This is a genomic window from Mesorhizobium sp. LNHC229A00 (assembly GCF_000502415.1).
In the GTDB taxonomy this organism is placed as follows: Bacteria; Pseudomonadota; Alphaproteobacteria; order Rhizobiales; family Rhizobiaceae; genus Mesorhizobium.
Map to the genome: position 1 here is coordinate 22,835 of NZ_AYWQ01000006.1, position 15,027 is coordinate 37,861.

A 15,027-nucleotide genomic window follows, 5' to 3' on the forward strand; every position below is an offset into this window, starting at 1 on the left:
CGTAGGGGCGCCGCCGTATCCTTCCAAGGGGTAGGCCCCACAGCCCGCTCAAATATGCAGGGCGTGCCCGAGCGCCTTGAGCGCAGCTTCCTGGAAACCTTCGCCTTGCGTCGGATGGGCATGGATGGTGCCAGCGACATCTTCCAGTCGTGCCCCCATTTCCAGCGCCAGCCCAAACACCGCCGACAGTTCCGACACGCCTTGCCCGACCGCCTGGATGCCGAGCACCAGGTGATTGTCGGCGCGCGCCACGACGCGGACGAAGCCGTCTTCGCCGAGCTTCGTCATGGCGCGGCCATTGGCGGCGAATGGAAACAGGCCGATCTTGATCTCGCCGCCCTGCGCCTTGGCCTCTTCGGGCGACAGACCCGCCGTCACCAGCTCGGGATCGGTAAAGCAGACGGCCGGGATCGAGCGCTTGTCCCAGCTGCGCTTGTGGCCGGCGACGATCTCCGCGACCATTTCGCCTTGCGCCATCGCCCGGTGCGCCAGCATCGGCTCGCCGGTGACGTCGCCGATGGCGAAGACGCCGCGCATCGAGGTCCGGCACTGGTCGTCGATACGGATGAACTTTCCGGCCCTGTCGAGATCGATCTGGTCGAGCCCCCAGCCTTCCGTCACCGGCTTGCGGCCGACCGTCACCAGCACCTTGTCCGCGGCGACCTTGGTGCTCTTGCCGTCCGATGTCTCGACCAGCAGGGCATCGCCGTCTGTCGATAGCCCTTTGGCCTTGGCGCCCAGCATCACCTCGACGCCGAGCGCGGCAAGCCGCTTGACGACAGGCCGGGTCAGCTCCGCGTCATACTGCGCCAGCACGCGCGGCAAGGCTTCAACCACGGTGACCCTGGAGCCCATCTTGGCGAAGGCCATGCCGAGTTCGAGCCCGATATAGCCGCCACCGACGACAGCGAGTTTCTTGGGAACCTCACTCAGGGCCAGCGCCTCCGTGGACGAGATCACAGGCCCGCCAAAGGGAAGAAAAGACAATTCGACCGGCGCCGAGCCGGTGGCGATCACGATCGTCTCGGCCCGGATCACCTGGCTTCCGGTCTCGGTCTCGACCTCGACGGTCTTGCCGTCGCGAAACCTCGCCCAGCCATGCACGGTCTTCACCCCGGCCTTCTTCAGCAGGCCGGCGACACCGCTGTTGAGCCGGCTGACGATGCCGTCCTTCCAGGCGATGGTCCTGGCCAGATCGAGCACCGGTGCGGTGACCGAAATACCGAGCGGGCTGTTGCCGCCGGCCATGTGCGACACCTTCTCGAATTCCTCCGCCGCGTGGATCAGCGCCTTGGACGGGATGCAGCCGACATTGAGGCAGGTGCCGCCGGGCTTCGCAGCCTCGACGATGACCGTATCGACGCCGAGCTGTCCCGCACGAATGGCGCAGACATAGCCGCCCGGACCGGCGCCGATGACGAGCAGCTTGCAGGAGATTTCCTTCATGTTGGCAGCGTCCTTCTGGTGAAAACTGCCGGTGACGCCCTCCCATCCGGCCTAGCGCTGCCCCTCTTCCGCCTACCGGCACCTTCTCCCCGTATAGTGACGGGGAGAAGCGAGCTGGCCGCAACGCCGGCCTTCTCTTTGCAACGCTGGTGATTGGCGAAACCCTCGATGACAACGTCTTTCTCCCCGTCACTATACGGGCAGAAATGCCCGGCGGGGCAATGAGGGGCAGCGCGGCGCTCAATGTAAAGCGACTGGGAAACACGCTGAGAACGCATTAAATAATCCTCAATCCACGAATATCAGCGCCGGCGTCTCCAGCAGCGCCTTGATCCGCTGGATGAACACCGCCGCGTCCCAGCCGTCGATGACGCGGTGGTCGAAGCTCGACGACAGGTTCATCATCTTGCGCGGAATGAACCCCGTGCCGTCCCAAACCGGCCGCACCATCATCTTGTTGACGCCGACAATCGCCACTTCGGGGTGGTTGATCACGGGCGTCGTCGCCATACCCCCCATGGCGCCGAGCGAGGTGATGGTGATGGTCGAGCCGGACAGCTCGTCACGTGTCGCCGTTCCCGACTTCGCAGCCTCGGCCAGCCTGGCGACCTCGGCGGCACAGTCCCAGACGTCGCGCGCCTCGGCATGCTTGACGACAGGCACCACCAGTCCCGACGGAGTCTGCGCGGCGATGCCGATATGGATGCCGCCATGCTGGTGGATGATGCCGGCCTCGTCGTCGAACAGGGAATTGAGCTGCGGCTGGTCCGCGATCGCCTTGACCATGGCCCGCATCAGGAACGGCAGCAAGGTCAGCTTCGGCCTCTCCGCGCCTCCCTTGGCACGCTTTTCCTTGTTGAGCGCGGCGCGCAGTTCCTCGAGCGCCGTGACGTCGATCTCCTCGACATAGGTGATGTGCGGGATACGCGACTTCGACAGCGTCATCTTCTCGGCGATCTTGCGCCGCAAGCCGACCAGCTTGATGTCCTCGACCGCATCGTTGCAGGCGAGGCCGGGTGCCCTGGCCGCTTGCGGGCCGCGCGCCAGGAAGGCCTCGATGTCTTCATGGCCGATGCGACCGGCCGGGCCGCTGCCTGAAACTTGCCTGAGGTCGATGCCCGCCTCGTTCGCCCGCAGGCGAACAGCCGGGGAGGCCAGCGGCTTTTCGCCTTCCGGACGCGGCGCGCCCGAAGCCGAGGGGCGTGTCACGGTTTTCGGCGCAGACGACGACGATGCGGGTTTCGCCGGTGTCTCGGCGGGCTTTGCCGGCTTGGGTGGCGAGGCGGCTTCGGGCTTCGGGCTCGGCAGCCTGGCGGGCGGCTCCGCCCCGGTCGCCGGTTCAGCCACTTTGCCGGCTTTCACATTGCCATCGCCCGCTACTTTCAGCCGCACTATGGGCGAACCGATCGCCACCGTGTCGCCGATCTCGGCGCCGAGCCACAGGATCTCGCCATCGACGGGCGACGGGATTTCGACCGTCGCCTTGTCGGTCATCACGGCGGCGAGCACCGTGTCCTCGCGCACGATGTCGCCGATCTTCACATGCCATTCGACGAGCTCGGCCTCGGCCACACCCTCGCCGACATCGGGCAGCTTGATGATGTGCTCGCCCATGTCAGGCCTCCATGGTTTCAAGCAAGGCGCGGCCGACACGCGCGGGACCGGGAAAATACTCCCACTCCTGCGCATGCGGATAGGGCGTGTCCCAGCCGGCGACGCGGGCCACAGGCGCCTCCAGGTGGTAAAAGCAGTTTTCCTGAACCAGCGCCGAAAGCTCGGCGCCGAAACCCGAGGTCAGCGTCGCCTCGTGCACGACGACGCAGCGGCCGGTCTTCTTGACCGAAGCCACGATCGTGTCGAGATCGAGCGGCAGCAGCGTCCTGAGATCGATGATTTCGGCGTCGATGCCGGTCTCCTCGGCCGCCGCCTGGGCGACATAAACCATGGTGCCGTAGGCGAGCACCGTGACCGCCCCGCCCGCCCTGCGGATGGCGGCCTTGCCGAGCGGCACTGTGTAATGGCCGTCGGCGACTTCGCCGAGCTCATGCTTCGACCACGGCGTCACCGGCCGGTCATGATGGCCGTCGAACGGGCCGTTGTAGAGCCGCTTCGGCTCCAGGAAGATCACCGGGTCGGGATCCTCGATCGCCGCGATCAAAAGCCCCTTGGCGTCATGCGGGTTGGACGGCACCACCGTCTTCAGGCCCGACACATGGGTGAACAAGGCTTCCGGGCTCTGGCTATGCGTCTGGCCGCCGAAAATGCCGCCGCCGGTCGGCATGCGGACCACGATCGGGCAGGTGAAATCGCCGTTCGAGCGGTAGCGCAGCCTCGCCGCTTCCTGCGTCAGCTGGTCGTAGGCCGGATACATGTAGTCGGCAAACTGAATTTCCACGCACGGCTTCAAACCATAGGCGGCCATGCCGATGGCCGAGCCGACAATGCCGGATTCGTTGATCGGCGCGTCGAAGCAACGGCTCTTGCCGTATTTGGCCTGCAGCCCGTGCGTGACGCGAAAAACGCCGCCGAAGAAGCCGACATCCTCGCCGAACACGACGACTTTGTCGTCGCGCTCCATCGACACGTCCATGGCGTCGCGAATGGCCTCGATCATGGTCCGTCTTGGCATGGCTCAGACTCCCGCCTGCTGGCGCTGGCGCCTGAGATGCGGCGGCATCTCGGCAAACACACCTTCGAACATCTCGCGCGTCGACGGCTTGCCGCCGGCATGCAGCGTGCCGTGGCTTTCCGCTTCCTTCTGCGCCGCGATCACCGTATCGAGGATTTCGGCCTCGGCCTGCGCATGCCGTTCGTTCGACCAGACACCGAGCTTGATGAGATGGTTCTTCAGCCGCACGACCGGGTCACCCAGCGGCCAGGCGTCGGACTCGGTCTTCGGCCGGTAGGCGGAGGGATCGTCCGAGCTCGAATGCGCGCCGGCGCGGTAGGTGACGTATTCGACCAACGTCGGCCCAAGATTCTCCCGCGCCCTTGTCGCCGCCCATTTGGCCACCGCGTGTACCGCCAGATAGTCATTGCCGTCGACGCGCAGAGACGGGATGCCGAAGCCGAGCCCCCGGGCCGCGAAGGTGCCGGAACCGCCGCGCGCGATGCCTTGAAAAGTCGAGATCGCCCACTGGTTGTTGACGACGTTGAGCACCACCGGCGCCTTGTAGGTGGAGGCGAACACCAGCGCCGAATGGAAATCGGATTCCGCCGTCGAGCCGTCGCCGATCCAGGCCGCGGCGATCCTGGAATCGTTGGAGATCGCCGACGCCATCGCCCAGCCGACCGCCTGGATGTACTGCGTCGCCAGATTGCCCGAGATCGAGAAGAAGCCGTGCTCCTTAGACGAATACATTATCGGCAGCTGCCGGCCCTTCAGCGGATCGGCCTCGTTGGAATAGATCTGGTTCATCATCGTGACCATCGGATAGCCGTCGGCGATGAGCAGGCCGGCCTGGCGATAGGTCGGGAAATTCATGTCGCCGGGGCTGAGCGCCTTGCGGAAGGCGCAGCTCACCGCTTCCTCGCCCAGATGCTGCATGTAGAAGGAGGTCTTGCCCTGGCGCTGCGCCATCTGCATGCGCGCATCGAACGTCCGCAGCGTCATCATGTTGCGCAGGCCCTCCAGCAATTCCTCGCTGGAAAGCAGCCCGGCCCACGGCCCGACGGCCTCGCCATTGCGGTTCAGCACCCGGATGATCGAAAACGCCATGTCGCGGATGATGCGCGGATCGACATCGATGTCGGGGCGTGGCACGGAGCCGGCCTCGGCGATGGTCACATTGGAGAAATCAGGCGTCCCGCCCGGCCGCACTTCCGGCTCCGGAACGTGAAACCGCAACATCCCAGCATCGGCCATGACCTCGAGTCCTCCAATGTTGCCTGGGTGGGATATTTGCATATCCGCGCCGCCAGTGCGAATGCGTGGGGGTGTCGGTTCCAGCCGCGCCGGCCGATCCGGCTTCCCGCGTTCAAGATGAAGATATGTCCGAGAAATTTCTTGTCGATGTTGGGCAGCCGCGCGCAATTTGCGTATGGTTCCGCGCTGGTTGCCGCAAGAGAAGGTGATTGGTGCTGGACTTGGGGTTCGCCGACGTTGGCGATCCGAGCAGGAAGACGTTCACTCCCTCCCAGCATCATGCTAACCACCCTCCATGGCACAGAAGAAGGCATATGAGGTCGACGGTTGGCTGGCGCGGCCTGATCCGCGCATCTCGATCGTCCTGCTTTATGGCCCCGATCGCGGCCTTGTCTCCGAGCGGGCCAAGGCCTTTGCCGGAAAGACCGGCCTTCCGCTCGACGACCCATTCTCGGTGGTCAGGCTCGAGGGTTCCGAGGTCGATCGCGACGAGGGCCGCCTGCTCGACGAGGCCCGCACCGTGCCAATGTTTTCCGACCGGCGGCTGCTCTGGGTGCGCAATGCCAGCGGCCAGAGGGCACTGGCCGACGACGTCAAGGCGCTGACGGCGGAGCCGGTGCGGGACGCCATCATTCTCATTGAAGCCGGCGATTTGAAGAAAGGCGTCGGGCTGCGCGCCGTGGTCGAGGGCGCCGACAATGCCATGGCGCTGCCTTGCTACGCCGACGAGGCGAGGGACATCGACACCGTCATCGACGACGAACTGCGCAAGGCCGGCATGTCGATGACGCTGGAGGCGCGGCAGGCGCTGCGCCGCAATCTCGGTGGCGACCGGCTGGCCTCGCGCGGCGAGATCGAAAAACTCGTCCTCTACGCCCACGGCCAGAAGGAGATCGGGCTGGAAGAGGTGAGAGCCATGTCCGGCGACGTGTCCGGCGCCTCTTACGACGACGCTGTCGACGCGCTGCTCGAAGGCAAGGTCGGCGATTTCGACACCGCTTTCACGCGCCACTGCCAGGGCGGCGGGCAGCCCTTCCAGGTGCTGTCCTCGGCCATGCGGCAGTTACAGCAGATCCAGGTCATGCGCGGCCAAATGGAGACCGGCGGCCGCAACGCCGCTTCCGTCGTTGCCGCCGCGCGCCCGCCGGTCTTTTTCTCCAGGCGCAAGCTGGTGGAGAAGACCCTGGAGCGCTGGAACAGCGAAGCGCTCGGCCGCGCGCTGGCCCGGTTGCATCAGGCCGTGCTGCAGACGCGGCGACGCCCGGACCTGTCCGTCGCGCTGGCAAGGCAGGCGCTGCTGGGAATCGCGGTGGAGAGCGCCAGGCTGGGACAGCGGTAGAAAGCGGCCAGTCTCCCCCTTGTGGGGGTTCGGAGTGATCCGCGTCGCGGACGGGAAGCCAATTGCTTGGCTTTCCGAAACGACGAACGCCCGGAGCGACCAGCGAAGGGGGGTCCAGCAAGGCAGAGGGGCGCTGTCCCGCCGGCCTATCTCAATTGGGCCCACGCCCCGCGCCAAGCTGATTTCCGCCGGCGCTGACCTCACCTGCCTGCCGGCATCCTCTCCCCGTAAACGGCGAGGGATGCTCTTCTCGCTGCTTTCGCCAAATCGCCAGCGCCACAGAAGGCGCCGGCGTCGCAGCCAGCCTCTTCTCCCCGTCTCTATACGCGGAGAAGGTCCCGGCAGGGGGATGAGGGCTGCACCGATCGCGGGGAATAAAGCCGCATAATTTGCCGGCTAAACGTTTTAATCCTGCTTCAGCCGCCTGCACAGCTCGTCCAGCTGTTCCAGGCTCCGATAGGCGACCCGCAGCACCCCGCCCTTGCCCTTGTGGTCGATCGACACAATCATGCCGGTCGTGTCGGTGAGCAGCTTTTCCAGCGCCAGCGTGTCGGCGTCCTTTTCGGCTGGCGCGGCTGGCTTGGTGCCGTTGGAACTGGCGACGGCCGGCATCTGCGCCAGCGCTTCGGCCTGACGCACCGAAAGTCCCTCCTCGACGATGCGCTTGGCGAGGCCGGCCGGATCCTCCGCCGTCACCAGCGTGCGGGCGTGGCCCGCCGACAGCGCGCCGTCGACCAGCATGTCGCGGATCACGTCGGGCAGCTTCAACAGTCTCAATGTATTGGCGACATGGCTGCGGCTCTTGCCGATGACCTGGCCGAGATCGGCCTGGGTGTAGCCATGGTCGTCGATGAGTTGCTGGTAACCCTGCGCTTCTTCGACCGCGTTGAGGTCGGCGCGCTGGACGTTCTCGATGATCGCCAGCTCGAGCGCGGTGCGGTCGTTGACGTCGCGGATGATGACCGGAATCTCGGTCAGCCCGGCGCGCTGCGCGGCCCGCCAGCGCCTCTCGCCGGCAATGATCTCATAGCGGCCGGCCTGCGTCGGCGAGGGCCGTGCCACGACCGGCTGCACCACGCCATGTTCGCGGATCGACTGGGCAAGATCGGTCAGTTCGGCATCGCCGAAATGCCGGCGCGGATTTTTCGGGTTGGCGCTGATGAACTCGATCGGCACCTTGCCGTCCGCGCTCATGCCGGGCTTTTCCGGGGCAGCCGGCCGATCGATCTCGCCGATCAGTGCTGCCAGTCCGCGACCCAGTCTTTTCCTTGAGAGATCTTCGCTCATCTTTATTCCACGTCTATTTCAGGTCGTTTCGGTATCGAATCGGCTCGTAGTATGCACTGGATCTGGTCAAGCGGCGCGCAATTTGCGCTCGCGGCGGATCACTTCGGAGGCCAATTGCAGATAGGCCTGGCTGCCCGAGCATTTCAGGTCATAGAGAATCGCCGGCTTGCCATAGGAGGGGGCTTCCGACACCCGCACATTGCGCGGAATGATCGTCTCATAGACTTTGTCGCCCATATGCTCGCGCACGTCCTGCACCACCTGGTTGGCGAGATTGTTGCGACCATCATACATGGTCAGCACAATGCCCTGGATAGTAAGATCGGGATTGATCGAGCTGCGAACCTGCTCGACGGTTTCGAGCAACTGGCTGAGACCCTCCAGCGCGAAGAACTCGCATTGCAGCGGCACGAGAACAGAGTCGGCTGCCGCCATTGAATTCAAAGTCAAAAGATTGAGCGAGGGCGGACAATCGATCAGCACATAGCCGAAGGGCGCCCCGCGCTCGGTCGCGGCACGCAGCGCATTGCGCAGCTTGAGCACCCGGTCCGGCGCCGAGGCGATCTCCATCTCGATGCCGAGCAGGTCCAGCGTCGAAGGCACGATGGAAAGGCCGGGCACCGCGGTCGGAATGGCGGCGGCCTCCAGGTCCAGTTCGCCCGTCAGCACGTCATAGGACGAAACCGTCCGGTCCTTGCGGTCGATGCCGAGGCCGGTGCTGGCATTGCCTTGCGGGTCGAGGTCTACGATCAGCACTTTCTCACCGATTGCCGCCAGCGCGGTGGCCAGGTTGATGGCGGTGGTGGTCTTGCCGACACCGCCTTTCTGGTTGGCTACGGTGATGATTCGAGGGCCGTTCTTCATCATGGATCTATGCCAGAGATTCATCTTTGGGTCGCCAAACAATCAGACCGGTCTGGGTTCAGACAGGCCGCACATTGGACAATTCGAGAATGACGCCGCTGGCGTCGGTCACGCTTGGATGTTCTACCAGATCGAAGGTCCACCGGTTAACGCTTTCTTGCACTTCGGCGCGGTAATCCCGGCCTTTGTGGAACAGCGCCCGCGCGCCCGAGGTCAGCCATGGCGCCGACAGGTCCAGCAGCACCGAAAGCGGTGCCAGCGCCCGCGCCGTGACGATTTCCGGCTTCGAAACAACAACATGGCTATCCTCGATTCGTCGCGCCACGACCCGTGCCGGCAAGCCGAACTGGCCGACGACCGTCTGCAGGAACGAAGCTTTCTTGCGATTGCTTTCGACCAGATCGATGCTGGCGCCCGGGCGATCGCCGAGCAGAAAGGCCATGACGAGCCCGGGAAATCCGCCACCAGAACCGATGTCAGCCCAGTGCGTGGCATGGGGCTCTATCCCAGCAAGTTGCGCGCTGTCCACGATGTGGCGCTGCCAGACATCGCCCGAGGTCGACTGCGCCACGAGATTGATGCTGCGGTTCCATTTCTGGAACATCGCTTCAAACGCCACCAGGCGATCGAATGTTTCACGTGAAACCGGGCCGGCGGCCTCCTGCAGGCGGTCGCGGGAGAAAGAACTCACGCAACATCCCTCTGCTCGGCATTCTCCACCGATTCCCAATGCCGAACATGCGCGATGATGATCGCCAACGCCGCCGGTGTCATGCCTTCCATGCGCTGCGCCTCCGCGATGGAGCACGGCCGCCGCGCCTGCATTTTCTGCTTCAGCTCATTGGACAGACCGGGCACGCCGGCAAAATCGACCGTGTCCGGGATCAGCCGGGCCTCTTCACGTCGGATCTGCGCCACATCCGTGCTCTGGCGATCGAGATAAACCGAATATTTCGCTTCAGTTTCAAGACGTTCTGCAGTCTTGGCATCGACGTCGTGAAATTTCGGCTCGACCCCGGCGAGCCAAGCCACATCGACACCGGGATATGCCAGCAATTCAAAGCCGGACCGGCGCACGCCATCGTGATTGATCTCCAAACCGTGCCGTGCCGCCTCGTTCGGCGTCATGGTCAGCGAAAGCGCCATCCGGCGCGCTTCATCCAGCCGCTGCATGACATCGTCATAGCGCTGCATCCGCCGCGCCGAGGCGATTCCCAGCGTCTGCGCCAGCGGCGTCAGCCGCTCATCGGCGTTGTCGGCGCGCAGCGAGAGTCGAAACTCGGCCCGCGAAGTGAACATCCGATAGGGTTCGCTGATGCCGCGACTGGTCAAGTCGTCGACCATCACGCCGATATAGGCCTCGGTACGGCTGAGCACGATCGGTGCGCCGCCCGCCGCCCGCCGCGCTGCATTGAGGCCGGCGAGCAGGCCCTGCCCGGCGGCCTCTTCGTAGCCCGTCGTGCCGTTGATCTGCCCGGCGAGAAAAAGTCCGGCAACGCGCAGGGTCTCAAGTGTGGGATGCAGTTCGCGCGGATCGACATGATCATATTCGATGGCATAGCCAGGCTGCAGCATGACCGCATGCTCCAAACCAGGAATGGTCTTCAGTATGTCCAGCTGAACGTCTTCCGGCAGCGAAGTCGAAATGCCGTTGGGATAGACGGTGTGGTCGTCGAGCCCTTCCGGCTCCAGAAAGATCTGATGTCCGTCCCGGTCGCCGAACTTGACGATCTTATCCTCGATCGACGGGCAATAACGCGGCCCAACCCCTTCGATCGAGCCGGAATACATGGCCGACCGGCCAAGATTGGCGCGGATCAAATCATGCGTGGCTGGCGTGGTGCGGGTGATGCCGCAATCGATCTGCGGCGTCACGATACGGTCGGTCATCAGTGAGAACGGTACGGGATTCTCGTCCGCCGCCTGGCTTCCCAGCGACACCCACTCGATGGTTCGTCCGTCCAGTCGCGGCGGCGTGCCGGTCTTCAGTCGCCCGAGCTTGAAGCCGGCGCGGTGCATGGTCTCCGACAGGCCCATGCTGGCCTTCTCGTTCATGCGGCCAGCGACAATCTTCTTTTCACCGATATGAATGAGTCCGCGCAGGAAGGTTCCCGTCGTCAGCACCACGGCGCCGCAGACAAGCCGCCGCCCGTTGGCCAGGAGAACCGCGGCGATCTTTCCATCGGAGATCTCGAAATCGAGAACCTCACCCTCCACAACCTCCAGATCGTTCTGCTGCCGAATCGCTTCGTGCATGGCAAGGCGATAAAGTTTTCTGTCGGCCTGCGTGCGAGGGCCGCGCACCGCCGGGCCTTTGCGGCGGTTGAGCAGGCGGAACTGGATGCCGGCGGCGTCCGCCACGCGGCCCATCAGCCCGTCCATGGCGTCAATCTCGCGCACAAGATGCCCCTTGCCGAGCCCGCCGATGGCAGGGTTGCACGACATCACGCCGATCGTCTCGAAACGCAGCGTCACCAGCGCGGTCCTGGCGCCAGCGCGCGCGGCGGCGCTGGCCGCCTCGCAACCCGCATGGCCGCCGCCCACCACAACCACATCATAGTGATCGGTCATTCTATATTGGTCCCGAACTCAAAGAAGATGAGCGACACATGTCCCCGCGACGCGGGACTGTCAAGAAAACTCCGCGCGGCGTTTCACGTGAAACAGCGAAACCCGCCTCTCTATCTGCGTTTCACGTGAATCGCCGCCTACTTGTTTCACGTGAATCAGCAGAAGCATCATGTTTCACGTGAGTCATTTGCCGATGCAGAACTGGGAAAAGATCACGTCGAGCAAGTCTTCTACGTCCACCGCGCCCACGATGCGTCCCAGGCGTTCCGCTGCCAGGCGCAGCTCTTCGGCGCGCAATTCCTGGGCCATGCGTTCATCGGCGGCACGGTGCAGATGCCGGTTCGCCGCATCGAGCAACTCGACATGGCGGAGCCGCGACGGCAAGATATCGCCGGCCTCGCCGGCCGCCTCGGCAGCGCGGCGACCGATCTCCGCCAGCAATCCCTCCACGCCCGTTCCGTCGATCACGGATATGCCGAACTCGTACCGCCCAGCTAAATAGTGGGGCGCTCTCTTATCGAGCAAGTCGAGCTTGGTGCCGACGCGCAATGATGGGGCAGACATCGACAGTGGGCCGGTGTCCTTGGGGTTCGCGGCATCCTCGAGCAGCAGCAGCAGATCGGCGCGATCCGCCTTCGCTCTTGCCTTCTCGATGCCGATCGTCTCGATCTTGCCGGGCGCTTCTCGCAGGCCGGCGGTGTCGGTCAGTCGGACACGCAGGCCCCGGAGATCTAGAACAACCTCCAGCAAATCTCGGGTCGTGCCGGGTTCATCCGTTACAATAGCGGCATCGCGCCGCGCCAAGGCATTGAACAGGCTGGACTTGCCGGCATTGGGCGCACCGAGAATGACGACTTCGAAGCCGTCCCGGATGATCTCGGCGGCATGGAAGCCGGCAATGTGGCGGTCGATCTCCGATATCATCGACCTTGCGTCAGACCAAACCGCGTCCGAAACGGAACCCGGTACATCGTCTTCATCGGCGAAGTCGATCTCGGCCTCGATCATGGCCCGCGCATGGATCAGCCGCCGCCGCCAGCCGAGATAGAGTGCGCTCTGTGCGCCCCCGGCGTTCAGGATGGCGAAACGCCGCTGCGCTTCGGTCTCCGCATTGACGAGGTCGGCCAGCGCCTCCGTCTCGACCAGATCGACCTTGCCGTTGAAGAAGGCGCGGCGCGTGAATTCTCCGGGCTCGGCATGCCTGACGCCGTCGAATCCAGCGATCGTTTCCAGCATCCTGGCCACCACGGCGCGCCCGCCATGAACATGGAACTCGGCGACATCCTCGCCGGTGAAGCTCGCCGGACCGGGAAAGAACAGAACCAAGCCGTTATCGAGCACGGTTCCATCTGGAGCCCTGAACCTGCGCAGGACCGCGGACCGCGCCTTAACCATGCCGCCGGCAATCGTTTCGACCACGAATCGAGTATTGGGGCCGGATATGCGCAACACCGCAACGCCGGCCGGAAGCCTGCCGCTCGACAGCGCCACGATCGAATCGCCTGAAATCATTTGCCCGCTCTACCGAACCGCCCTAGCTTTCGCCTCGTCACCGCCCCGTATCGCTCCTGAAAGTTGGCCATTGTGACATTGCCCGCGCAAAACCTGCTTGCCGAAGAGGCCAGCCCCTATCTGCAGCAGCACAGCGGCAACCCCGTGCATTGGCGCGGATGGTCACCGGCGTCGCTGGCGGAGGCAAAAGCGCTGGACAGGCCTATCCTGCTCTCCATCGGCTATGCCGCCTGCCACTGGTGCCATGTCATGGCCCATGAAAGCTTCGAGAATGACGACGTAGCCGCCGTCATGAACCGTCTGTTCGTCAATATCAAGGTCGACCGCGAGGAGCGACCCGACATCGACCAGATCTATATGGCGGCCCTCTCCTCGATGGGCGAGCAAGGTGGCTGGCCGCTGACCATGTTCCTGACCCCCGAGGGCAAGCCGTTCTGGGGCGGCACCTATTTCCCCCGCCAGCCGCGCTATGGCCGTCCCGGGTTCATCCAGGTGATGGAAGCGGTCGACAAGGCCTGGCGGGAAAAAAGGGCAAGCCTGCACCAGAGCGCCGACGGCCTGACCTCGCATGTCGAGGCGCGGCTCTCGGCCACGCATTCCAAGGCGGTTCTCGATCGCGATACGCTGTCCGACCTCGCCGGCCGCGTCGGTGGCATGATCGACCGCGATCGCGGCGGCCTCGCCGGCGCGCCGAAATTCCCGAACGCGCCGTTCATGCAGACGCTGTGGCTGTCCTGGCTGCGCGACGGCAATACCGCACATCGCGACGATGTCCTCGTCAGCCTCGAACATATGCTCAGCGGCGGCATCCACGATCACATTGGCGGTGGGCTCAGCCGCTACTCGACGGACGCCGAATGGCTGGTGCCGCATTTCGAGAAAATGCTCTACGACAACGCGCAGCTCATCCGCTTCTGCAACTGGGCTCTCGCGGCGACCGGCAACGATTTGTTCCGGTTCCGAATCGAGGATACGGTCGGCTGGCTTCTGCGCGAAATGCGCGTCGAAGGCGGCGCCTTTGCCGCCAGTCTCGATGCCGACAGCGATGGTGAGGAAGGTCTGTTCTACACCTGGAGCAGGGAGGAGATCGAATCCGTTCTGGGGGACGAATCAGTCTGGTTTTTCAAGTACTTCACTCTCTCCAGCCCGCCCGGTTGGGAAGGTAAGCCGGTGATCCATCAGACCCTCTCCCAGCAGGCGCTTGGTGTTGCCGACCGGGAACGGCTTGTCCCGCTCAAGGCAAGGCTTCTCGCTGTCCGCGAACAACGCGTCAGGCCGGGCCTGGACGCAAAGACCCTTACCGACTGGAACGGCCTGATGATCTCCGCCATCGCCGAGGCGGGTCGTTCGCTGGCGCGGCCGGATTGGATCGAGGCCGCGGCCAAGGCCTTTGCCCATATCGGCAAAGCCGGCCGCGACGGTCGCTTGCCGCACTCCATGCTTGGCGTCCGGAAGCTGTTTCCCGCACTGTCGAGCGACTATGCCGCCATGACCAACGCGGCGATCTCGCTGTTCGAAGCCACTGATGACTGGAGCTATGTCGACCAGGCCGGCCGGTTCCTTGAACAGCTCGACCGTTGGCACGCCGACACGGAAGGCAAAGGCTACTATCTGACCGCCTCGGACACCACCGATGTGCCGATCCGCATCAGGGGCGATGTCGACGAGGCCATCCCCTCAGCCACCAGCCAGATCATCGAGGCCCAGGTCCGGCTCGCTTCTATTATTGGCAGTCTCGCCTTGCAGGAGAAGGCGTGGAAAACCGCCGAGCATGCCGCCGGCCGCGCCGCGCAGCAGGCCTATGGCCAGGCGGGTATCGTCAATGCCTGTGCGCTTGCCGTCGAGCCGTTGAAACTGGTCATCGTGGACGAGCTGGAGGATCCGAAGCTCGTTCCGGTGGCGAATCGAAACCCGGATCCGCGCCGCGTCGATATCGCCGTGCCAATCGGTACGGCGGCGAATCGACCGTTGCTGCCCGGCGGAATCCTGCCGCCGACCAACCGGCGCGGCGCTTGGCTGTGCACCGGTCAGGTCTGCCTGCCGATGGTGACGGATGCCGATGAATTGGAAGGATTGTTGCGGCGAAAGTGATCCCGTCATCCCCGGCTTGACCCGAGGATGACGAGGAGAAGGCCCTGCCGCG

At 64.4% G+C, this 15,027-nt stretch carries 11 protein-coding genes; 2 read left to right on the forward strand and 9 right to left on the reverse strand.

The window, feature by feature from the left end; all coding sequences use genetic code 11:
* Positions 1–48: 48 nt before the first annotated feature.
* From lpdA to X742_RS157165, 4 genes are all read right to left on the reverse strand, one after another.
* Positions 49–1,446 carry a dihydrolipoyl dehydrogenase gene (gene lpdA, locus X742_RS157180; RefSeq protein WP_023771930.1) on the reverse strand — a complete coding sequence of 466 codons (1,398 nt, stop codon included), beginning with the start codon at positions 1,444–1,446 and terminating at the stop codon, positions 49–51.
* A 288-nt stretch (positions 1,447–1,734) separates the two neighbouring features.
* Positions 1,735–3,060: a dihydrolipoamide acetyltransferase family protein gene (locus X742_RS157175; RefSeq protein WP_023771931.1), complete on the reverse strand. Its 1,326-nt coding sequence runs from the start codon at positions 3,058–3,060 to the stop codon at positions 1,735–1,737.
* A gap of 1 nt (position 3,061) precedes the next feature.
* Complete coding sequence (locus tag X742_RS157170) at positions 3,062–4,075, reverse strand: alpha-ketoacid dehydrogenase subunit beta (protein WP_023771932.1); 1,014 nt, start codon at positions 4,073–4,075, stop codon at positions 3,062–3,064.
* Between the two features lie 3 nt (positions 4,076–4,078).
* Complete coding sequence (locus X742_RS157165) at positions 4,079–5,311, reverse strand: 3-methyl-2-oxobutanoate dehydrogenase (2-methylpropanoyl-transferring) subunit alpha (protein ID WP_023771933.1); 1,233 nt, start codon at positions 5,309–5,311, stop codon at positions 4,079–4,081.
* Between the two features lie 295 nt (positions 5,312–5,606).
* Between X742_RS157165 and holA the strand changes: the two genes are divergently transcribed.
* The gene (holA, locus tag X742_RS157160) at positions 5,607–6,650 is read left to right on the forward strand and encodes a DNA polymerase III subunit delta (protein ID WP_023771934.1); all 1,044 of its coding nucleotides are present in this window, start codon (positions 5,607–5,609) and stop codon (positions 6,648–6,650) included.
* Between the two features lie 405 nt (positions 6,651–7,055).
* On the opposite strand, the gene X742_RS157155 is transcribed toward holA, so the two are convergent.
* The 5 genes from X742_RS157155 to mnmE all read right to left on the reverse strand — a co-directional run bounded on the left by X742_RS157155 (position 7,056) and on the right by mnmE (position 12,884).
* Positions 7,056–7,937, reverse strand: a complete 882-nt coding sequence (locus X742_RS157155) for a ParB/RepB/Spo0J family partition protein (RefSeq protein WP_023771935.1) — start codon at positions 7,935–7,937, stop codon at positions 7,056–7,058.
* A 66-nt stretch (positions 7,938–8,003) separates the two neighbouring features.
* Positions 8,004–8,804 (reverse strand): ParA family protein, encoded by an 801-nt coding sequence (locus tag X742_RS157150; RefSeq protein WP_031247876.1) that lies wholly within the window; start codon positions 8,802–8,804, stop codon positions 8,004–8,006.
* A 55-nt stretch (positions 8,805–8,859) separates the two neighbouring features.
* Entirely contained in the window at positions 8,860–9,492 is a 633-nt protein-coding gene (rsmG, locus tag X742_RS157145) for a 16S rRNA (guanine(527)-N(7))-methyltransferase RsmG (RefSeq protein WP_023771937.1), read from the reverse strand.
* The gene (mnmG, locus tag X742_RS157140) at positions 9,489–11,372 is read right to left on the reverse strand and encodes a tRNA uridine-5-carboxymethylaminomethyl(34) synthesis enzyme MnmG (protein ID WP_023771938.1); all 1,884 of its coding nucleotides are present in this window, start codon (positions 11,370–11,372) and stop codon (positions 9,489–9,491) included. The genes rsmG and mnmG overlap by 4 nt, the downstream gene beginning before the upstream one ends.
* Before the next feature lie 183 nt (positions 11,373–11,555).
* Positions 11,556–12,884, reverse strand: a complete 1,329-nt coding sequence (mnmE, locus tag X742_RS157135) for a tRNA uridine-5-carboxymethylaminomethyl(34) synthesis GTPase MnmE (RefSeq protein ID WP_023771939.1) — start codon at positions 12,882–12,884, stop codon at positions 11,556–11,558.
* A gap of 72 nt (positions 12,885–12,956) precedes the next feature.
* On the opposite strand from mnmE, the gene X742_RS157130 reads away from it, so the two are divergent.
* Positions 12,957–14,975, forward strand: coding sequence for a thioredoxin domain-containing protein (locus X742_RS157130; RefSeq protein WP_023771940.1), 2,019 nt, complete (start codon positions 12,957–12,959; stop codon positions 14,973–14,975).
* The last annotated feature ends 52 nt before the right edge of the window (positions 14,976–15,027 follow it).

Coding starts and splice junctions, on each gene's coding strand:
- lpdA (WP_023771930.1), bottom strand. CDS start 1,446: ATGAAGGAAATCTCCTGCAAGCTGCTCGTCATCGGCGCCGGTCCGGGC.
- X742_RS157175 (WP_023771931.1), bottom strand. CDS start 3,060: ATGGGCGAGCACATCATCAAGCTGCCCGATGTCGGCGAGGGTGTGGCC.
- X742_RS157170 (WP_023771932.1), bottom strand. CDS start 4,075: ATGCCAAGACGGACCATGATCGAGGCCATTCGCGACGCCATGGACGTG.
- X742_RS157165 (WP_023771933.1), bottom strand. CDS start 5,311: ATGGCCGATGCTGGGATGTTGCGGTTTCACGTTCCGGAGCCGGAAGTG.
- holA (WP_023771934.1), top strand. CDS start 5,607: ATGGCACAGAAGAAGGCATATGAGGTCGACGGTTGGCTGGCGCGGCCT.
- X742_RS157155 (WP_023771935.1), bottom strand. CDS start 7,937: ATGAGCGAAGATCTCTCAAGGAAAAGACTGGGTCGCGGACTGGCAGCA.
- X742_RS157150 (WP_031247876.1), bottom strand. CDS start 8,804: ATGATGAAGAACGGCCCTCGAATCATCACCGTAGCCAACCAGAAAGGC.
- mnmG (WP_023771938.1), bottom strand. CDS start 11,372: ATGACCGATCACTATGATGTGGTTGTGGTGGGCGGCGGCCATGCGGGT.
- mnmE (WP_023771939.1), bottom strand. CDS start 12,884: ATGATTTCAGGCGATTCGATCGTGGCGCTGTCGAGCGGCAGGCTTCCG.